Source organism: Promicromonospora umidemergens (assembly GCF_024171995.1).
Taxonomy (GTDB): Bacteria; Actinomycetota; Actinomycetes; order Actinomycetales; family Cellulomonadaceae; genus Promicromonospora; species Promicromonospora umidemergens.
In genome coordinates, this window is sequence record NZ_JAMTCT010000014.1 from 155624 (window position 1) to 175725 (window position 20102).

General features: G+C 72.4%; 16 protein-coding genes. 12 read left to right on the forward strand and 4 right to left on the reverse strand.

Going from position 1 to position 20102, the window contains the following annotated elements:
- The first annotated feature begins 4 nt into the window (after window positions 1-4).
- The 4 genes from rhaI to APR04_RS31090 are packed head-to-tail and all read left to right on the forward strand — an operon-like array spanning window position 5 to window position 5650.
- On the forward strand, window positions 5-1180 hold the full coding sequence (rhaI, locus tag APR04_RS20250) for an L-rhamnose isomerase (protein WP_253873618.1): 1176 nt from the start codon (window positions 5-7) through the stop codon (window positions 1178-1180).
- Window positions 1177-2076, forward strand: a complete 900-nt coding sequence (locus APR04_RS20255) for an alpha/beta hydrolase (protein ID WP_253873620.1) — start codon at window positions 1177-1179, stop codon at window positions 2074-2076. Before rhaI ends, APR04_RS20255 begins: the two co-directional genes overlap by 4 nt.
- Window positions 2073-4169, forward strand: a complete 2097-nt coding sequence (locus APR04_RS20260; RefSeq protein ID WP_253873622.1) for a bifunctional aldolase/short-chain dehydrogenase — start codon at window positions 2073-2075, stop codon at window positions 4167-4169. The genes APR04_RS20255 and APR04_RS20260 overlap by 4 nt, the downstream gene beginning before the upstream one ends.
- On the forward strand, window positions 4166-5650 hold the full coding sequence (locus APR04_RS31090; protein ID WP_253873624.1) for a rhamnulokinase: 1485 nt from the start codon (window positions 4166-4168) through the stop codon (window positions 5648-5650). The genes APR04_RS20260 and APR04_RS31090 overlap by 4 nt, the downstream gene beginning before the upstream one ends.
- A 57-nt stretch (window positions 5651-5707) precedes the next feature.
- On the opposite strand, the gene APR04_RS20270 is transcribed toward APR04_RS31090, so the two are convergent.
- Together APR04_RS20270 and APR04_RS20275 are read right to left on the reverse strand one after the other, a co-directional pair.
- Window positions 5708-6868, reverse strand: a complete 1161-nt coding sequence (locus APR04_RS20270; protein WP_253873626.1) for a substrate-binding domain-containing protein — start codon at window positions 6866-6868, stop codon at window positions 5708-5710.
- Window positions 6865-8907, reverse strand: a complete 2043-nt coding sequence (locus APR04_RS20275) for a heparinase II/III family protein (protein ID WP_253873628.1) — start codon at window positions 8905-8907, stop codon at window positions 6865-6867. The genes APR04_RS20270 and APR04_RS20275 overlap by 4 nt, the downstream gene beginning before the upstream one ends.
- A 173-nt stretch (window positions 8908-9080) precedes the next feature.
- On the opposite strand from APR04_RS20275, the gene APR04_RS20280 reads away from it, so the two are divergent.
- The 8 genes from APR04_RS20280 to APR04_RS20315 all read left to right on the forward strand — a co-directional run bounded on the left by APR04_RS20280 (window position 9081) and on the right by APR04_RS20315 (window position 17804).
- The gene (locus APR04_RS20280; RefSeq protein ID WP_253873630.1) at window positions 9081-10103 is read left to right on the forward strand and encodes a hydroxyacid dehydrogenase; all 1023 of its coding nucleotides are present in this window, start codon (window positions 9081-9083) and stop codon (window positions 10101-10103) included.
- Window positions 10100-11977, forward strand: coding sequence for a DUF2264 domain-containing protein (locus tag APR04_RS20285; RefSeq protein WP_253873632.1), 1878 nt, complete (start codon window positions 10100-10102; stop codon window positions 11975-11977). The genes APR04_RS20280 and APR04_RS20285 overlap by 4 nt, the downstream gene beginning before the upstream one ends.
- A gap of 68 nt (window positions 11978-12045) precedes the next feature.
- Entirely contained in the window at window positions 12046-13341 is a 1296-nt protein-coding gene (locus APR04_RS20290) for an ABC transporter substrate-binding protein (protein ID WP_253873634.1), read from the forward strand.
- Between the two features lie 130 nt (window positions 13342-13471).
- Window positions 13472-14425 carry a carbohydrate ABC transporter permease gene (locus APR04_RS20295; RefSeq protein ID WP_253873636.1) on the forward strand — a complete coding sequence of 318 codons (954 nt, stop codon included), beginning with the start codon at window positions 13472-13474 and terminating at the stop codon, window positions 14423-14425.
- On the forward strand, window positions 14425-15264 hold the full coding sequence (locus APR04_RS20300) for a carbohydrate ABC transporter permease (protein WP_253873638.1): 840 nt from the start codon (window positions 14425-14427) through the stop codon (window positions 15262-15264). Before APR04_RS20295 ends, APR04_RS20300 begins: the two co-directional genes overlap by 1 nt.
- Window positions 15261-15950: a DUF624 domain-containing protein gene (locus APR04_RS20305; protein ID WP_253873640.1), complete on the forward strand. Its 690-nt coding sequence runs from the start codon at window positions 15261-15263 to the stop codon at window positions 15948-15950. Before APR04_RS20300 ends, APR04_RS20305 begins: the two co-directional genes overlap by 4 nt.
- A gap of 109 nt (window positions 15951-16059) precedes the next feature.
- Complete coding sequence (locus APR04_RS20310; protein ID WP_253873642.1) at window positions 16060-16692, forward strand: RNA polymerase sigma factor; 633 nt, start codon at window positions 16060-16062, stop codon at window positions 16690-16692.
- A complete protein-coding gene (locus APR04_RS20315; protein WP_253873644.1) occupies window positions 16689-17804 on the forward strand; it encodes a CU044_5270 family protein in 1116 nt (371 codons plus the stop codon). The genes APR04_RS20310 and APR04_RS20315 overlap by 4 nt, the downstream gene beginning before the upstream one ends.
- A gap of 101 nt (window positions 17805-17905) precedes the next feature.
- Here the strand turns inward: APR04_RS20315 and APR04_RS20320 are convergent, their stop codons facing one another.
- Together APR04_RS20320 and APR04_RS20325 are read right to left on the reverse strand one after the other, a co-directional pair.
- The gene (locus APR04_RS20320; RefSeq protein ID WP_253873646.1) at window positions 17906-18766 is read right to left on the reverse strand and encodes a sugar phosphate isomerase/epimerase family protein; all 861 of its coding nucleotides are present in this window, start codon (window positions 18764-18766) and stop codon (window positions 17906-17908) included.
- Window positions 18763-19992, reverse strand: a complete 1230-nt coding sequence (locus tag APR04_RS20325) for a dihydrodipicolinate synthase family protein (protein WP_372496145.1) — start codon at window positions 19990-19992, stop codon at window positions 18763-18765. Before APR04_RS20325 ends, APR04_RS20320 begins: the two co-directional genes overlap by 4 nt.
- Between the last annotated feature and the right edge of the window lie 110 nt (window positions 19993-20102).

The window sequence follows — 20102 nt, forward strand, 5'->3', positions numbered from 1 at the left end:
CGCCATGGCGGCATCCGTACGGACCGAGGTGGCCAAAGCAGCGCTCCGGCAGCAGACGATCGAGCTGCCGTCGTGGGCCTTCGGGAACTCCGGCACGAGGTTCAAGGTCTTCGGCCAGCCCGGCGTGCCGCGTGACCCGTTCGAGAAGCTGTCCGACGCCGCCCAGGTGCACCGGTACACCGGCGTCGCACCGCGGGTCAGCCTGCACATCCCCTGGGACCTCGTCGACGACTTCTCCGGTCTCGCCCGGCACGCCGAGGACCTGGGCGTGCAGATCGGCATGATCAACTCGAACGTCTTCCAGGACGACGACTTCATGCTGGGCTCCCTCGCCCACCCCGACCCCCGGGTGCGGGCCAAGGCGGTGGACCACCACAAGCAGTGCGTCGACGTCATGCGGGCCACGGGTTCCAAGGACCTCAAGGTCTGGCTCTCCGACGGTCTCAACTACCCCGGCCAGGACTCGATCCGCGCCCGGCAGGACCGGATCGCCGAGTCTCTTGCCGAGATCTACGCCGCGCTCGACGACGACCAGCACATGGTGCTCGAGTACAAGTTCTTCGAGCCCGCGTTCTACATCACCGACGTCCCGGACTGGGGCACGTCCCTGCTGCACGTCATGGCCCTGGGCGACCGGGCGAAGGTCGTGCTGGACACCGGCCACCACGCCCCCGGCACCAACATCGAGTTCATCGTGGCGCAGCTGCTGCGCCAGGGCCGCCTCGGCGCCTTCGACTTCAACAGCCGCTTCTACGCCGACGACGACCTCATGGTCGGCGCAGCGGACCCGTTCCAGCTCTTCCGGATCATGCACGAGATCGTTTCAGCCGGCGCCCACGCGCCGGACAGCGGGGTCAACTTCATGCTCGACCAGTGCCACAACATCGAGCCGAAGATCCCCGCGCAGATCCGGTCGGTCATGAACGTCCAGGAGGCGACGGCGAAGGCGCTGCTCGTCGACGTCGAGACGCTCACGGCGGCCCAGCTGTCGGGTGACGTGCTCGGCGCGCACGCTGTTCTCATGGACGCGTACGACACCGACGTCCGGCCGCTGGTGGCCGAGCTGCGCGAGGAGATGGGCCTCGACCCGAACCCGACGGCTGCCTTCACGGCGTCGGGCTACGCGGAGAAGATCGCCGCAGAGCGTGTCGGAGGCGCCCAGGCCGGGTGGGGCGCGTGAGCGTCGCCGTCGGCGACCGGATGCTGCCGGGCCCGCACGGCGACCTGCGCGTGCGGGTCTACGAGCCCGCGGCGGACGCCGAGCGGGTGGCCGGCCTGGTGTGGGCGCACGGCGGTGCGTTCATGCGCGGTGACCTCGACATGCTGGAGGCCGACTGGGTCGCGCGGAGCCTCGCGGACGCGGGCGTCGTCGTGGTGAGTGTCGACTACCAGCTCGCGCCGCTGTCCGACCCGGTCGAGCCCTGGCCCGGGCCGGACCGACAACCGACCGGCGTGCGGTTCCCGGTGGCGTCCGAGGAGGTGTCGTTCGTGCACGGCTGGGCGCAGGACGCCGGGCTCGGCGTCGCCGCGGCGAGCTGGTCGCTGGGCGGGGCGAGCGCCGGCGGCAACCTGGCGGCAGGCGCGTCGTTGCGGCTCCGCGACGCGGGCGGACCTCCACCGCGCAGCGTCTTGCTCGCCTACCCCGTTGCGCACTTCCAGCTACCGCCACCGAGCGTCGAGCTGGCCGGAAAGATGACGCAGGACTGGCGCGACCCCGACGCGCTCGCGTCGATGAATGCCAACTACCTGGGGCACGACGGCCCGCCGACGTCGCCGTACGCCTTCCCGGGTGGGCAGGATCTCCGCGGGCTGCCGCCCACCTTCGTCCTCAACGCGGATCAGGACGCCCTGCGGTCCTCGGGTGAGGCGTATGCAGCGGAGCTCGCCGCCGCGGGGGTCGACGTGCTGCTCGTTCGCGAGGACGGCACCCTGCACGGCCATCTCAACCACCCCGAGACGCCGGGCGCGGTGCGGAGCATCGCGCGCATCATCACGTGGCTCACCGCCGAAGGCCTCGTCGGCACGTCCCACGAGGCGCCACAGGACCGAACCGAAACGGAAGCAGCAGCCCGATGACGAACCAGACTGCCGACGCGACAGACGACCTGACGGTCACCTCGCTCGTCGCCCGCTCGAACCGGCTGGGCGCCGACCCGAGGAACACGAACTACGCGGGCGGCAACACGTCCGCGAAGGGGACCGCCACCGACCCGGTGACGGGCGAGCCCGTCGAGCTGCTGTGGGTCAAGGGCTCCGGCGGGGACCTCGGCACGCTCCAGCCCCAGGGCCTTGCCGTGCTGCGGCTGGACCGGATGCGCGCCCTCGTCGACGTGTACCCGGGCCTGGACCGCGAGGACGAGATGGTCGCCGCGTTCGACTACTGCCTGCACGGCAAGGGTGGTGCGGCACCGTCGATCGACACCGCCATGCACGGCCTGGTCGACGCCGCCCACGTGGACCACCTGCACGCCGACTCGGGCATCGCCGTGGCTGCGGCGGCCGACGGCGAGGCGCTCACCCGGGAGATCTTCGGCTCCGATGTCGTGTGGGTGCCGTGGCGCCGGCCCGGCTTCCAGCTCGGCCTCGACATCGCGGCGATCAAGGCGGCGAACCCGCAGGCCATCGGCTGCATCCTTGGCGGTCACGGCATCACCTCCTGGGGCGACACCTCGGACGAGGCGGAGGAGCGGTCGCTCGGGATCATCCGGCGCGCCGAGGCGTTCATCGAGTCGCGCACGGCGGCCCTCGCCGCCGACGGTGGACACGCGTTCGGCGCCGTCCGCCCCGGCTACGAGTCCCTGCCCGACGTCGAGCGCCGGGCCCGCGCGGCAGCGCTCGCGCCGGCGATCCGCGGCATCGCGTCGGCGGACGCGCCGCAGGTCGGCCACTTCACCGACTCCGACGTCGTGCTGGACTTCCTGGCCCGCGAGCGGTCGCTGCCGCTCGCCGCGCTCGGCACCTCGTGCCCCGACCACTTCCTCCGCACCAAGGTGAAGCCGCTGGTCGTGGACGTGCCGACGTCGGCGACGGTGGAGGAGACCGTGACCGCCCTGCGCGCTGCGCACGCCGCCTACCGCGCTGACTACGCGGCCTACTACGAGCGGGGCGCCGAGGCGGCGCGGGCGCACGGCGAGGAGCCGCCCGCGATGCGCGGCGCCGACCCGGCGATCGTGCTGGTCCCGGGCGTGGGCATGTTCTCGTACGGGCGCAACAAGCAGACGGCGCGCGTGGCCGGTGAGTTCTACGTCAACGCGATCAACGTGATGCGCGGCGCGGAGACGATCTCCACGTACGCGCCCATCGCAGAGGACGAGAAGTTCCGCATCGAGTACTGGGCGCTCGAGGAGGCGAAGCTGCAGCGCATGCCCGCGCCGAAGCCGCTGGCGACGAGGGTCGCCCTGGTGACCGGGGCGGCGTCGGGCATCGGCAAGGCGATCGCGCAGCGGCTCGCCGCCGAGGGCGCCTGCGTGGTCGTGGCGGACCTGGACACCGCGAAGGCCACCGCTGCGGCGGCCGAGCTGGGTTCGGCGGACGTCGCCATCGGTGTGGCCATGGACGTGTCGTCCGAGGTGGCCGTGCAGGCGGGGATCCGCGAGGCGGTGCTGGCGTTCGGCGGCGTCGACCTCGTGGTGAACAACGCGGGCCTGTCCCTGTCGCGGTCCCTGTTCGACACCACGGAGGCCGACTGGGACCTGCAGCACAACGTCATGGCCAAGGGCTCGTTCCTGGTCTCCCGTGAAGCGGCGCGGGTGCTGGTGGACCAGGGACTTGGCGGCGACATCGTCTACATCTCCTCGAAGAACTCCGTGTTCGCGGGGCCGAACAACATCGCCTACTCCGCGACCAAGGCCGACCAGGCGCACCAGGTGCGGCTGCTCGCCGCCGAGCTGGGGGAGCACGGCATCCGGGTGAACGGCGTGAACCCGGACGGCGTCGTGCGCGGCTCGGGCATCTTCGCGTCCGGCTGGGGGGCAAACCGGGCGGCGGTCTACGGGGTGCCGGAGGAGAAGCTCGGCGAGTTCTACGCGCAGCGGACCCTGCTCAAGCGCGAGGTGCTGCCCGAGAACGTCGCCAGTGCGGTGTTCGCGCTGTGCACCTCCGACTTCTCCCACACGACCGGACTGCACGTGCCCGTCGACGCGGGCGTGGCAGCGGCGTTCCTGCGGTGAGCGCGCCGGGGTTCGTCGCGATCGACCTCGGAGCGACGTCGGGCCGGGTGATGCTCGGGGTGCTCGACGACGGGCGGGTCGAGCTGGTCGAGTGCGGCAGGTTCCCCAACGGCCCGGTGGACTCCGGCGACGGCCTGCGCTGGGACGTCGAGGCGCTGTGGGCGGGGATCCTCGACGGGCTGCGCTCCGCGGGCGCCCTGGCGGAGCGGACCGGGGTCGAGGTCCGCGGGATCGGGGTGGACTCGTGGGCGATCGACCACGGGCTCCTCGGTCCGGACGGTGGGCTCGTGGGCGACCCGTGGTGCTACCGGGACGCCCGGACGGCAGGGGTGGCGGACCGGGTCTACGAGCGAGTCTCCTTCGCCGGGCACTACGCGGTCAACGGCCTGCAGCACCTGCCGTTCACCACGGAGTTCCAGCTCGTGGCGGGAGCGGACGGCGGGCCGGGCTCGGCCGAGTGGGCCCGCGCCTCCCGGCTGCTGCTCGTGCCCGACCTGATCACCTACCGGCTGACCGGACGGCAGGTCGCTGAGGTGACGAACGCGTCCACGACAGGGTTGCTGGACGCGCGGACGCGGACCTGGGCCTCCGGACTCCTGGACCGGCTGGTCACCGAGTACCCAGGGCTGTCCGGGCTGGGTGATCGGCTCCCGGAGCTCGTGGAACCGGGAACGGTGGTCGGTCCCCTGACGGACGCCGTGCGCGAGGTGACCGGTCTCGGCCTGGTCCCCGTGTTCGCCGTGGCCTCCCACGACACCGCGTCCGCGGTGGTCGGGACGCCGCTGCCGGAGGACGGGGCCGCCGCCTACATCTCCTCCGGGACCTGGTCCCTGGTCGGGGTCGAGCTGCCCGCGCCCGTGCTCACCGACGCGAGCCGCGAGGCGAACTTCACGAACGAGCTCGGCGTCGACGGCACCGTCAGGTACCTGCGCAACGTCATGGGGCTGTGGATCCTGGACGAGTGCGTCCGGGAGTGGACGGCGGACGCCTCACGGGGCGAGGGCCCTCCGGTCGACCTCGGCGCGCTGCTCACCGAAGCGGCGGCCGAGCCGGGCGGCCGGTGCCTCCTGGTCGTGGACGGAGACGAGTTCCTGGCTCCTGGCGACATGCCCGCCCGGGTGCACGCCGCGGTCCGGCGCTCCGGCACCGAGGTGCCAGAGACCCGGGCGGCACTGGCACGGGTGGTGCTGGACAGCCTGGCGGACACCTATGCCCGGGTGGTCCGGCAGGCCGGCGAGCTGGCCGGGACCGAGATCCGGGCCGTGCACGTGGTGGGTGGGGGCTCGCGGAACGAGCTGCTCAACCGGCTCACGGCGGCGGCGACCGGGCTCCCCGTGGTCGCAGGCCCGGCCGAGGCGACCGCACTCGGCAACGTCCTGGTCCAGGCGCGCGCGTCCGGCGTCGGGCCGCAGACGCTCGCGGGCCTGCGGACCGTGGTCCGCGACAGCACGGACCTGCAGCTGGCTGGACCGCCGCCCTGACTCGGTGTACCGGGTACACCGAGTCAGGGCCGCAGTCCTGCCGGTCTTCTCCCTGGCTCAGGCGCGGGCCGCGCTCGACGCACGCACGACGAGGTGCGGGCTCAGCTCGATGCGGTGCACCGGACGGTCCGCGCCGGCCGCCGGGTCGCTGCCGGCACCGCCGTCGTCACGCGTGCTCTCGCCGTCCGCCCGCGTGATGCCCAGCCGGCGCGTGAGCAGCTCCACCGCGCCCGCGCCGATCGCCGCCCGGGGCGGCCGTACCGCGGTGAGCGGGGGGTCGGCCAGGGCTGCCACCTCGTCGTCGTAGGCGACCACCGCCAGGTCCGCGGGTACCCGCATGCCGCGCTCCTGGGCCTGCTCCACCAGTGAGATCGCCTCTCGGTCGGAGTGCACCAGGAGCGCGGTGGCCCCGGTCGCCGTGCACTTGTCGAGCACGGACGCGGCGTCACCGGCCCAGCCGGCGTCGGACAGCGGAACGGTCTGCAGGTCCAGCACGACGTCGAGGCCCAGCTCGTCCGCCACCGCGAAGAACCCGGACCGGATGGCGGTCGTGTGCGGGGTCCGCGAGGTCACGAGCCCCACCCGCCGGTGCCCACGCTCCGCGAGGTGCCGTGCCGCCGTCCCCGAACCGAGCGCGTGGTCGGTGGCCACCGACTCGAGCGGCTCGCGATACCGCCCCGCCGCCAGCCGGCGTTCCATCAGCACCACCGGCAGGTTCAGGCCGGCGAGCCACTCGCCGAGCTCGGTGGCGTCAGGACCCTCGACGGGTGGCGCGACGAGCAGGCCGTCGACCCCCGGGGCGCCGTCGTCCCCGACGAGGGCCGTGACCTGGCGTCGTACCTGGTCCACGTCGTAGGACGCGCCGCGCAGGATCAGCCGCGCCGCCCCGTGCGCTGCGCCACGGGCACCGCGGATCACCTCGGGCCAGTAGTAGTCGAGCGACGGCACGACCATGCCGATCGTCGGCAGCCCGCCGTCGCCCGACTCCTCCGGCTCGGCGGCCCCGGCGGAGCGCGCCGCGCCGGCCGGGATCCGGGCGCCGCCGTGCACCTTCTCCAGCGTGCCCTCGGCGACGAGCAGGGCGAGGTCACGCCGCACGGTCACCGGCGTGACGCCCAGCACGCGCGACAGGTCGCTCACGCGTGCCGACCCGGTCTCGCGTACCCGCGCGATGAGGCGCGCCCGACGTTCGCTCGGTAGCGGAGCTTCCTCCGTCATACAACCTCCTGCGATCCGGACCCGGTGGGTCTCATGGTTACCCGGAATGTGCCAGATGGCGCCTCTGTGCGCGCCGTCAGCCGCAACCTGGTGAGGTGTTCGCCCCAGACGGCGGTCAGCTCGGGGTCGTCCAGCTCGCGCACGTCGAGCTCCGCGTCGGCCGCCTCCGGGTCCCAGCTGATGGTGAGCGCGCGGGCCGACGTCGGGCCGTCGGCCGGGGTCGGGCCGCCGACCGCGGTGGAGCGGACCAGCACGCTGCCGGGCGCGAGCGTGACGTCCCCGGCGAGGAGCCAGTGCCACGCCGTCCGGCAGTCGGAGGTCGGGGCGCCGGCCAGGTCGTCGCCGGTCGTGGGGCTGGCGACCGCAGTGGATGCGGCCGAGAAGGACCAGGTGTCCTCGACGGTGACTGCCGACGCGGCCCGGTCCAGGACCACCTCGCGCCACCAGGACTCGAGCCCGTCCACGGGATAGGCCCCGCCGAGGTCGACCCGGGCCCGCCAGGCGCGCTCCCGCGTCTCGTCGTCGAACGTAGGGTCAGTCGCTCTCTGAGGGCTGAGAGTGCGACCAAGCCTACGTTCGACGTCGGCGCCGGCGTCGGGGGCGCCGGCGGCGTCCGACACCGCGAAGCCGCGGGCTGCGAACTGCTCGCCCGGCGCCTGCTCGACCCCGCGCACCCGCGGGACGTTGTGCCAGTCGCCACGGACCACCCACGACGCGTACCGGTCCGGTCCGAAGGTCCCGGCACGGTAGGTCGGTTTGCCGGCGTCGACCACCACGGGCACCCCGTCGAGCGCCACGATGACGGAGCCGACGTCGACGTGGTTGTGGTTCTCTCCGTTGTGCCCACCCTTCACCGAGACGGCGAGGCCGCGCGTCGTCCCGGCGCTGGAGCGTGCCACGGCCACGCCCGTCGACGGGAACACTGCGCTCGGCACCAGCGGCGGCGTCCCGGCCGGCGCGCCGGCCGGCGCGCCGGCCCAGGCCTGGTCCGACAGCATCCGGACCGCGCGCGGGAGCGACGCCCGCTCGTCGAACAGGCCGCCGGGCAGCCCGCGGTACGACGCCGCGTGGCGCGCTGCGGCGTCGTCCCCCACGCGCAGCGCCCACGCGTGCACGATGTTCCAGGGCCAGGTCGCGAGCGGGCGCGCGGCGCCGTCGGCCACGTTGACGTACCAGTCGCCGCCGAGGTGCATGGAGTGCGGGAAGGTGACGGTGGCGCGGATGCGGTCCAGCGCCGCCGGCTCCGGCTCGATCCCGGCGAACCCGAGCAGGTCCTGCGCCTCGAGCGCGCGGGCGGCGCCCTGCCACCAGTAGTGGTAGCCCTCGTCGACCCCGCCGTCGGCGGGCAGCGAGGACCAGTAGGCGGCGATGCCCTCCGCGACGAGCGCGGAGACGGCCCTGCGCCGGTCCGGGTCCTCCTCCAGCGCGAGGTTGGCGGCGAGCACGTTGCCCTGGATCCACGGGCTCCAGTTCATGATCGGGTGGTCGACGCCGAGCCACCACCAGTCGCGCCGCTCGGTGAACGGCCGCAGCACCCGGGTCTGGGTCTCCTGCCGGACCCGCCACCGGACGCCGGGTGCCCGCTCGTCGAGCGCCGGCCCGAGCAGGTGGTCGACCCACGCGAGCTGCGCGGCGACCTCGCCGGCTCCGAGGTCGAGGTACGGCTCGGTCACGGTGGGCGTGACCCGGCCGAACCGGTCGAACGTGTCGTCGTGCGCGGCCCAGCACCAGGTCGACTGCTCGCACAGCAGCAGCACGCCGTCGACCACCTCGTCGACGCGCTCGGTGCTGGGGTCGACCAGGGCAGCCAGCGTGGCACGGGTGAGGCGCGCGTGCCGGGCGGCGACGTGCGCCTCGTAGACCGTGCGGTCGCCGTCGCGGAAGAACCGGGCGTACTGCGAGGCGAGGGGCTGCGGCCAGGGGGCGCCGCGCTCGGCGTCGGCCGCCGCGAGCGTGGGGCCGCAGTCCGCTGTCACCTGGTCGGATGTCCAGAAGCTCCGGTCGGTGACATCGGGCGTTGGCAGCGACGCTGCTGTCATGTGCTGTCCTCCAGTGATCGAAAATGATCGTATAGGAAGTCTTTGAGAAGGTCCAGGGGCTTGCCAAGCGCGTGCGACGTGGGCTTCAATGGGCCATCGTCCGATCGTAGTTGATCGGAACTGTTCGTCTGGTGTTCCGGCGAACGTGACACTCGATGGGGAGGAGAGCGGTGGTGCGGCGACCTGAGGTCCTGCTCGTCATGGATGACCGAGCCCGGCGTATGCAGTTCGGTCCTGAGGAGGACACCCGGCTGCGTGAGCTCGCGCGGCTCGGCGAGCCGGTGCGCGTCACCGCCTATGACACGCCAGAGGCGAAGGAGCGGCTGGCCGACGTCGAGGTGCTCCTCACGTCGTGGGGCGCTCCCCGGGTCACCCAGGACGTGCTGGACCTCGCGCCGAACCTGCGTGCGGTGCTGCACTGCGCGGGAACGGTCCGGCCGCTCGTGTCCGACGCCGTGTGGGAGCGCGGGCTGCTCGTCACCAACGCCGTGGCGGAGAACGCGCTGCCGGTCGCGGAGTTCACGGTGGCCGCGATCTTCATGGCGGGCAAGAAGGCACCGTTCCTCGCGAACCTCGCGCGCACGCGGCGCGACGACTGGTCCTATCTCGGCGAGCACGGCGTGCTCTCGAACCGCGACCGGGTCGTCGGGATCGTCGGCTTCTCCCGGACCGGGCGCCAGGTGGTGGAACGGCTGACCGTGCCGGGCTCCGGCCCGGAGACCCGCGAGATCCTCGTCGCTGACCCGTTCGCGGACCCCGCCGCCGTGGCAGAGGCCGGTGCCCGGCTGGTGTCGCTCGACGAGCTGCTGGCGGCGTCCGACATCGTCTCCCTGCACGCTCCCGAGCTGCCCTCGACGCGCAAGCTGATCGGCGCACGCGAGCTGGCCCTCATGCCGGACGGCGCCACCCTCATCAACACCGCGCGAGGCGCCGTCGTGGACACCGCCGCGCTGGAGCTCGAGTGCGGAGGAGGCCGCATCTACGCGATGCTCGACGTCACCGAGCCGGAGCCGCTGCCGGCGTCGTCCGTGCTGTACGACCTGCCGAACGTCATGATCACGCCCCACATCGCGGGGTCGCTCGGGACGGAGACGCGGCGCATGACCGCCGCAGCGCTCGACGAGCTGGAGCGGTACGCGCGGGGCGACGCTCCGCGGAGTGCCGTGACCCGCGCCGACATGGAGTTCGTCGCATGAGCCGCCACGTCCCCGCCATGCAGACCGGGCCAGAGGCCCGCGCCTGGCTCGCAGGCTACGCCGACCGGCTCCTGGCCGGGGTCCGGCCGTACACCTCACCGAGCGGCTCGCTCATCACCCTGCCCGGCGCGCCCGGCGGGTACGGCACCGCCGTCGACGGCCTCGAGGGGTTCGCGCGCACCTTCCTGCTGGCCGGCTTCCGGCTCGCGGGGGAGGACGGCGCGGACCCGACGGGGCTCGCCGAGCGGTACGCGGCCGGGCTGGCCGCTGGGACCGACTCCGCCCACCCGGAGCGCTGGACGCGGCCAGAGGAGCACGGCCAGGCCAAGGTCGAGGCCGCCTCCCTCGCCCTGATCCTCGACCTGACGCGCCCCTGGATCTGGGACCGCCTCTCGCCCGACGTGCAGGAACGCACCGTCGAATACCTCGCGTCCGTGGTGGGCGACCCCGACTACCCGGACAACAACTGGGTCTGGTTCCGGATCGTGGTGGAGACCTTCCTGCGGTCGGTGGGTGGCCCGTTCTCGGCCGACGACGTCGTGCACGACCTCGCCGCGCACGACCGGTTCCGCCGCCCGGGCGGCTGGTTCGCCGACGGGCCCGAGCGGAGCTTCGACCACTACGCGGGCTGGGCGCTGCACCTGTACCCGGCCCTGTGGCCGCGGATGTCGGGCGCGGCCGAGGTCGCGGCGGCAGCGGGCGACGACCTTGCGGCCCGGTCCGCGAGCGACCGCGAGCACCTGGCGCGCTACCTCGACGACGCGCTGGCCCTCGTCGGGTCCGACGGCTCCCCGCTGATCCAGGGCCGCAGCCTCACCTACCGGTTCGCGGCCGCGGCGCCCTTCTGGGCCGGTGCCTTCGCGGGCGTCGGCAGGCCGGGCCAGCTCCGGGAGGCGGCGACGCGGATCGTGCGGCACTTCGCCGAGCACGAGGTGCCGGGGCCGGACGGGCTCCTCACCCTCGGCTGGCACCACCCGTGGCGCCCCATCGCGCAGCGCTACAGCGGCCCCGGCTCGCCCTACTGGGCGAGCAAGGGCCTGCTCGGCCTCGCGCTCCCGGCGTCGCACGAGGTGTGGACGGCCGCACCCGAGCCGCTCCCCGCCGACGTCGGCGACGTGCTCACCGTCGCCACCGCGCCCGGCTGGGCGATCAGCACCACGCGCGACGACGGGATCGCGCGCGTGATCAACCACGGCACCGACCACGCCGTGCCGGGAGCCGACGGCGGTGACTCGCCCCTGTACGCGCGGTTCGGCTACTCGACGGCGACCTCGCCGCTGCTGGACGCCGAGGCGTGGGCCTCGCCGCTCGACCAGTCGGTAGCGCTCCTGACCGCGACGGGCCAGGCGACCCACCGCACGGGCTTCGAGCCCGTGCAGGTCTCGGCCGTCGGCGCAGCGGCGGTCCTCGGGTCCGTCGCCGACGTGCACTGGGTCGAGGCCGATCTCTCCGTCCCGGACCACGGGTCCGGGCGACCCGGTGCCGCCACGGCGGCGGGGCGGATCACTACCGTCTCGATCGTCCGCGGTGCCTGGGAGGTGCGTCTGGCGCGAGTCTCGGAGAGCTCGGCCGACGCCGTCGCGCTGCGGATCGGCGGCTGGGCCGCCGGTCCGGGGCTCGTCTCGACCCTGGTACCGCTCCTTGGCGACGTCGCCCCGGTGTGCGGCGAGACGACGTCCGACGACGCCACGCCGCTGGCCGGCCCGACGACCACCCCCTGGTCGCGGTACGCGCCGGTCCCCGACGGCTGGACCGCCGTCGGCATCTGTCTGGCGCGCACGCCCGCCACCCGGCGACCGCGTCTCGAGCTCACCACCGGACAGGCCGTCGTGACCTGGCCGGACGGGGAACAGACCACGGCGACCCTGCCCTGACCAACCACGCGCACCCGATGGTCGCCATCGGGGCGTCGTAGAACGAGATCACTCGAAGGAGAGTAGAGATGAACCGAAAGATCATGAGCGCGGTCGGCGTTGCCGCCGCCACGTCGCTGGCCCTGACGGGGTGCGGCGGAGAGTCCGAGCCCGCGGCCGCCGAAGGCCCGGTCACCATCACCCTGGCCGGCTGGGACTTCGCGTCCACGCCGGAGTTCCAGACGCTCGCTGACGCCTACCACGAGGCCAACCCGGACGTCACCGTGGAGCTCAAGGAGTACCCGGCGGGCGACGACTACGACACGGCCCTCACCGCCGACCTGTCCGCCGGTGCCGCGCCGGACGTCTTCATCGTGAAGAACCTGAAGAACTACGTCACGTTCACCGAGGGCGGCACGCTGCTCGACATCTCGGACGTGGCGGCGGAGCTCGACCCGGAGACGGGCGGCCTGGAGTCGATGGCGGTCGACGGCGTGACCTACGCGGTGCCCTACCGCCAGGACTCGTGGCTGCTCTACTACAACAAGGCGCTGTTCGAGCAGGCCGGCGTCGACCTGCCCGACGGGTCCTGGACCTGGGACGACTACGCCGCTGCCGCGGAGGAGCTGACCACGGGCATCGACGAGAAGCAGGTCACCGGTACCTACCTGCACAGCTGGCAGTCCGCCGTGCAGGGCTTCGCGCTCGCGCAGACCGAGGGCGCCTCGATCGACGGCGGCGACTTCTCGTACCTCGCGCCGTACTACGAGCGTGAGCTCGCGACGCAGGAGGCCGGCGCGCAGCCCAGCTACGCGACGGTCACCACGAACGAGCTGACCTACCAGGCGCAGTTCGGCACCCAGAAGGCCGCGATGATGCCCATGGGCTCGTGGTACATCGGCACGCTGGTCGCGGAGCAGGAGTCGGGCGCGGCGGAGACGTTCGAGTGGGGCATCGCCCCGATGCCGCAGCTCGACGAGTCGACGACCGGCACCGAGAACACGCCGGTCACCTTCGGCGACCCGACGACGATGGGCATCAACGCAGGGATCGACGAGTCGAAGATCGCGACCGCCAAGGACTTCCTGCGGTTCGCCGCCGGCCCGGACGGCGCTGCCGCGCTCGCCGAGATCGGTATCACGCCCGCGCTGATCGACGACGCGGCGGCCGACGCGATCTTCTCGCTGGAGGGTGTGCCGCAGGACGACCTGTCCCGGTTCGCCTACACCACGCACGAGACGCTACCGGAGAACCCGGTAGGACCGACGACGGCGGGCATCCAGACCATCCTGGGCGAGATGCACTCGGCGGTCATGTCGGAGTCCACGCCGGTCGACGAGGCCATCACGGAGGCCGAGGAGCGCGTAGCCAACGAGGTCGGCTAACCACTCCTTCGGTTGTGGGCGCGATCGATGCGCCCAAGACGGACGCACAGTCGCAACGTTCGCGCCCACAACCAAGAGCCGGCCCGCGCGGGCCCCGGACCATCACGCACTCGACGAGGAGATATCCCCCATGACGACACCGGTCGTCGGCAGACAGCGGACCCTCGGGTTCTCGCAGCCCGCGCCCCCGCCGCCGCTCAGAACCCCACGTACGTCGCTCAAGCTGCGCAACGCGCTGATCGGCTGGACCTTCATCCTGCCGAACTTCCTCGGCTTCGCGGTGCTCACCCTCGTGCCGGTGTTCACGCTGTTCTACATGTCCCTGACGGACTGGAACATCTTCGGAACCGCCAAGTGGGTCGGCCTCGACAACTTCGCGCGGCTGGTGGGCGACAAGAGCTTCCACATCGCGCTCGGCAACACGTTCTACTACGCCGCGCTGCACATCCCGATCACCATCGTGGTGTCCCTCAGCCTCGCGCTGCTGCTCAACCAGAAGCTGCGCGGCGCCGCGTTCTTCCGCACCGTGGCGTTCTTCCCCTACATCACGTCGATCGTCGCGGTCGCCGTGGTGTGGAACATGCTGTTCAGCCCCGAGTTCGGGCCGATCAACCAGTTCCTGAGCCTGTTCACCGACGGCGACGTGCCCGGCTGGACGGTCTCCAAGGACTGGGCGATGCCCGCCGTGATCATCGTGGGCACCTGGAAGGACATGGGCTACTACATGCTCCTGTTCCTGGCCGGCCTGCAGACGGTGCCCGGCGAGCTGCAAGAGGCCGCCCGGCTCGACGGCGCCAACGCCTGGCAGCGGTTCCTGAACGTCACCCTGCCCTGCCTGCGACCCACGATGTTCTTCGTGACCGTCATGGTCACCATCCAGAGCCTGAAGGTGTTCGACCTGATCCTCGTCATGACCGACGGTGGCCCGGGGCAGGCGACCCTCGTGCTCAGCCAGTACATCTACCAGAAGGGCTTCGAGCAGTTCGATTTCGGGTACGCCTCGGCGATCGCCGTCGTCCTGTTCCTCATCTGCATCGTCGTGACTGTCGTGCAGTTCCTGTACAACAAGCGGAAGGAGGCGTGATGGCCGCCCGTCCGTCCGCGCTCCAGCGGTCCGGCCGCGTACTGCTCTACGTGGTGATGATCATCGCCGCGGCGGGCATCATGCTGCCGTTCGCCTGGATGGTGATCTCGTCACTGAAGCTCAACAACCAGGTGTTCACGGCACCGGTGCAGTGGATCCCGGATCCCGTGCAGTGGCGCAACTACTTCGACATCTGGGTCAAGGCCGACATGGTCACGTGGGTGCGCAACACCCTTGTCGTGTCCGTCGCCGTGACCTTTCTGCAGGTGCTGACCGGCAGCTTCGCCGCCTACGGCTTCGCCAAGATGCGCTTCCCCGGCCGGGACGCGCTGTTCCTGCTGTACATCGGGACCATCGCGGTGCCGTGGCAGTCCTACATGATCCCGCAGTTCCAGATGCTCTCGAGCTGGGGGCTCAACAACACCCTGTGGGCGATCATGCTGCTGCAGGCGTTCGGCGCCTTCGGCGTGTTCCTGATGAAGCAGTACTACGAGTCCATCCCCGACTCCCTGTCGGAGGCGGCACGCATCGACGGGCTCTCCGAGTACGGCATCTGGTGGCGCATCATCATGCCGCTGTCGGTGCCGGCTCTCGCGTCGCTGACGATCATCACGTTCGTCCAGACCTGGAACGACTACCTCGGTCCCCTCATCTATCTGCGTGACCGCGAGCTGTGGACCATCCAGCTCGGCCTGCAGTCGTTCATCGGGGAGTACAACGCCGAGCACGCGCTGGTCATGACGGGCTCCGTGCTGTCGGTGCTGCCGATCGCGCTCATCTTCCTCTTCGGCCAGCGCTACTTCATCCAGGGCATCGCGACGACGGGCGTCAAGGGATGAGTACGACGGAGGCCGCGGGGGCAGCGCAGCGGCGTCGGCCCCTGATCGCGCCCGAGACGTACGAGCTGGTGTTCGGCACCGTCTACACGGGGCTGATGACGAACCTGCTCCTTGCGGTCGCCTGCCTGCCCCTCGTGGTGCTGGTCGCGGCAACGGACCCCGCGGCGAGCTGGCCATACCTCGCCCTGGCGGCGCCGCTGCTCGGCCCGGCCGTCGCCGCGGCGTTCGCCGTGTTCGGCGCCTTCGGCTCCGACGGGTCGACGGCGGTGGTGCGCACCTTCGCCCAGGCCTGGCGCAGGCACCTGCGCCGGGGCCTGGCGATCGGGGCGCTCGCGACGGGGGCGGTCGTCGTCGCGGCCGTGGACGTGGCGTTCTTCTGGGGCCGCACCGTCGGCGCGGCAGCGATCCCGGTGCTGGTGACGCTCGCCGTCGTGGCGGTGCTGACGGCTGTGCTCGCCCTGGCCGCCGTGCCGGAGATGCCGGGGGCTCGCCTGCGCGAGGTGCTGCTCGCGGCCCTCGTGCTCGGGGTGCGGCGCTGGTACCTCTCGGCCGGGGCCCTGCTGGTGCTCGGCCTGCTGGTGTCGCTCCTGGCGGCCCGTCCGGTGGTGGGCCTGGGCTTCGCGGCGGCCCCGCTGCTGTACGCGGTCTGGGGCATCTTCCGGTTCGTGCTCCGTTCGGCACGATAGGGGCGAGTCTCCCGACCGGCGTGAACCGATTCCGTCCCCCACGCGGATACCTGGGTGACAGTGGTTCCGACGGGCAGGGAGACACGATGCGTACGAACGAGCACGAGACGTGGGACAGGGCGGCGCCATGACGGCGGCCGCCGAGCTGGTGGGCACCGACGTCGCACCCGAAGCCGGTCGGTCCGACGCCCAGCTCATCGCGTCGTCCCTGCACGAGCCGGAGGACTTCGCGGCGATCTATGGTCGGCACGCGAGGACGGTCCACCGGTACGCGTACCGCCGCGTGGGCGCGGAGCACGCCGAGGACGTGGTGGCCGAGACGTTCGTGGCGGCGTTCCGTCGCCGGGCCTCCTACGACCTGGACCGGCCCGACGCCCGGCCGTGGCTGCTCGGGATCGCGACCCGAGAGGTCGCCCAGCACCGCAGGGCGGAGGAGACCCGGTACCGCGCCATGGCGCGAGTGGGGACAGTGCTCCCCGAGGACGGTCTCGCCGACCTGGCGACCACGAACGTCGCTGCCCGAGCCGCCGGGAGCGCGCTCGGCGAGGCGCTCTGCGGCCTCCGGTCCGGCGACCGGGACGTGCTGCTGCTCTGGGCGTGGGGCGACCTCAGCTACGAGGAGATCGCCACGACCCTCGACATCAAGAAGGGCACGGTGCGGTCCCGGCTGCACCGGGCACGCAAGCTGGTCCGCGCGGCGCTTCCGGGTGGGCTCTGGGACGAAGCGGAGGACGCGCGATGAGCACGAGCACCAGGTGGACCGTGCAGGAGCCCGGCGGGAGCGAGCTGGAAGCGCTGCAGACGACGGGTGGGCTGCTGGACCCGTCGGAGGCCGAGGCCGAGGGAGCGTTCCGTTCGGCGCAGGCGCGGTTGACGGCGGAGCTGGGGTCATCCGTCGCCGTGACGGACGGGCAGTACCGGCACTCGGCCGGGACGGGCCGGCTCCGGGCCGTGCGGGCTCCGGGTGACCGGCGCGAGCCGGCTTACGGACGGCCGGGCAGCCGGCGTCGGACCGGAGGATCACGCAGGCCCGCGGTGCGTGCGGCCGTCGGACTGGGCCTCGCGGCTTCCGTCGCGGGGGGGCTGCTCTTCGCGCCGACGGCGACCCTCACGATGCCGTGGGACGACGACGGCGGCACGGTACCGCCCGGTTCGGCGTCGGCGTCGGAGATCCTGCAGGCCGCTGCCACCCGTACCGTCGCCGCCGCGGACGACTCCTGGGACGAGATCCGGGGCGACCAGTTCGTGTACTACCGCACCACGGGAACCAACCGGTACGAGGTGGTGGGAGAGGGCACCACGAAGATCTCGGAGGACTACGCGGGCTGGTTCTCGGTCGACGGGACCCAGGACGGCCGGGCCACGGCGACGTACTCCGTAGGGGATCCGCTCGACACGACGCTGTTCACCTGTGCGGATGGTGGGCGAGAGCGGGCTCTCACAGACGGCGGCGACTGCAGCTCGGAGCCCGAGCTCGACCTGGACGCGCCCACCGACGCCGACGCGATGTACGACTATCTGCTGCGCGACGGCGACGGCGACGGCTCGGCGAGGTCGATGTTCATCAGCGCAGGCAACGTGTTGCGCAGTCTCACGCCGGAGGCACAGGCAGCGGTCTTCGGAGCGCTGAGCCGGGTGGACGGGCTGATCGTGACGCCAGGTGTCAAGGACGCGGCGGGACGGCCGGGCATCGCCGTCGGCGTCGACATGGAGGGGGACTACCGGCAGGACCTGATCTTCGATCCGGAGACCAAGGACCTGCTCGGTGGTGCGAGCGCCTACGCCGACGGAATGGCTGACGGGTACGCGATCGTCGAACGGACCATCGTGGACGAGGTGGGCCAGAAGCCCTGACCGGCGGCTGACAAGGTCCGCTTCCAGCAAGCGGTTAGGCCCGGAAAGCCACTGAGATTCGGGCCCAACCGCTTGGTGGAAGCGGACTCTTGCACTCCCAGCTAGAGGTGCTGGGCCACGTGTCCCTCGTACCTGTCCAGCACTGTCGCCGCGGTCTCCTGCGCCGGGCGGGCCCAGATCTCCTCGTTGAAGATCTCCGTCTCGATGTCGCCGACGTACCCCGCGTCGCGCACCCAGCCGGTGATGGTCGCGAAGTCGATGTACCCGTCGCCCACGTGGCCGCGCGAGTTCAGGGGCTCCGCCGCGAGCGGCAGCACCCAGTCGCACACCTGGTACGACGCGATGCGGTCCTCCCGCCCGGCCCTGGCGATCGACTTCCGGAGCGAGGGGTCCCACCACACGTGGTACGTGTCGACCACGACCCCCACCTCCGACGCCGCGAACGGCGCCGCCAGGTCCAGCGCCTGCGCGAGCGTGGAGATCACCGCCCGGTCGGCGGCGAAGATCGGGTGCAGCGGCTCCAGCACGATCCGCACCCCGTGCTCGGCGGCGAACGGCACCAGGTCGGCGATCCGGTCGGCCACGCGGCCGCGTGTGGCCACCAGGTCCCGATCGGTGCCCGACGCCGGAGGCCCGCCCGGCGTCGAACCCACCAGCCCGCCGACGACGAAGACCAGCTCAGCGGTGCCGATCGTGGCCGCCTCCTCGATGGCCAGCTTGTTGTCGTCGAGCGCGGCGCGGATCCCGGCGTCGTCGGCCGCGGTGAGGAACCCGCCGCGGCACAGCGACGACGCGCGGAGCCCGGCGTCGGCGATGATGCGCGCAGCCTGCGCCGCACCGACGTCCTGCACCACGTTGCGCCACGGCCCGACGGCGCCGAAGCCCGCCATGGCCGCCGCCTCGCACGCCTCGGCGAGCGAGGCGTGCTTGACGGTGGCGGTGTTCAGGGAGGCCCTGCTCATGCCGTCACCCCGTTCGTCGTCAGGAAGGCGCGGAGGCGGGTGGCCGCGAGAGGCGGGTCGAGCAGCATGCCGCAGCCGTCGGCCAGCCGGGCCAGCTCGACCAGGTGGCGCAGCGATCGGCCGGACTGCAGGCCGCCCACCAGCGAGAACCCGGGCTGGAACCCGTTGAGCCAGGACAGGAACGCGATGCCGGTCTTGTAGTAGTACGTGGGCGCGGCGAAGATGTGCCGGCCCAGCGCCTCGGTCGAGGCCAGGATCTTGTGCCCGCCCGCGGCGTCCCCGGCGTCGAACGCCTGGAGCGCCGTGGAGGCGGCCGGGTAGATCGCGGCGAAGATGCCGAGCAGCGCGTCCGAGTGGCCCTGCTCGTCGCCCGCGATCAGCTCGGGGTAGTTGAAGTCGTCCCCGGTGTAGAGCCGGGGCCTCGTCCCCGCGTCCGACGGCGGCAGCGACGCGAGCGACCGGCGCAGGCCCACCTCGTGGGCGGCGTCGAGCAGCGACACCTTGACGCCGTCGATCCGCGGCTGGTGGGCCCGGACCAGGTCGAGGAACGTCGCCGTGGCGTCGTCGACGGAGTCCGAGCCCCAGTAGCCGGCCAGCGCCGGGTCGAACATGGTGCCCAGCCAGTGCAGGATCACCGGCTGCTCGGCGTCGGCCAGGACGGCGTCGTACACGCGGGCGTAGTCCTCGGGGCCGCGGGCGACCTTCGCCAGCGCACGCGAGGCCATGACGATGACCTGTGCCCCGGCCTCCTGCACCAGGTGCACCTGCTCGCGGTAGGCGTCCGCCACCGTGGCCAGGCCCGCGTCACCCGGCTCCAGCCCGGCGACGACGTCGGGCGCGAGCTGGTCGGTGCCCGCGCCGCAGGCGACGCGCGCGTTCACGGACGCGGCCTCGGCGGCGGAGCGCCGCACGAGCTCCTGCGTAGCCGCCCAGTCGAGCCCCATGCCGCGCTGGGCCGTGTCCATGGCGTCCGCGACACCGAGACCGTGCTCCCAGATCCGGTGCCGATAGGCGAGGGTCGAGTCCCAGTCGACGACGGCGGGCGCGCCCGGGACGTTCTCCGCGCCGACCTGCGGCACCACGTGCGCCGCGGCGAAGGCGACACGGGACTCGATGGGCCGCGCCGGTGTGGTCCAGGGTCCCGGGGCGTTCAGCTCGATGGCCTCGGACCCGGTGACCCGGCCGTCGGCGTCGAACAGGGGAAGCACGAGTGCGGTCCCGCGCACAGGCTGTCCTTTGGTGTGCTGTTCCTTGTGTTCCGCTTCGGGCGCGTGGCTCGTTCCTCGCCCCGCACCCTGCGCTGCACCCTTCGTCACAGCTGTGCCCTCCCGTGCTG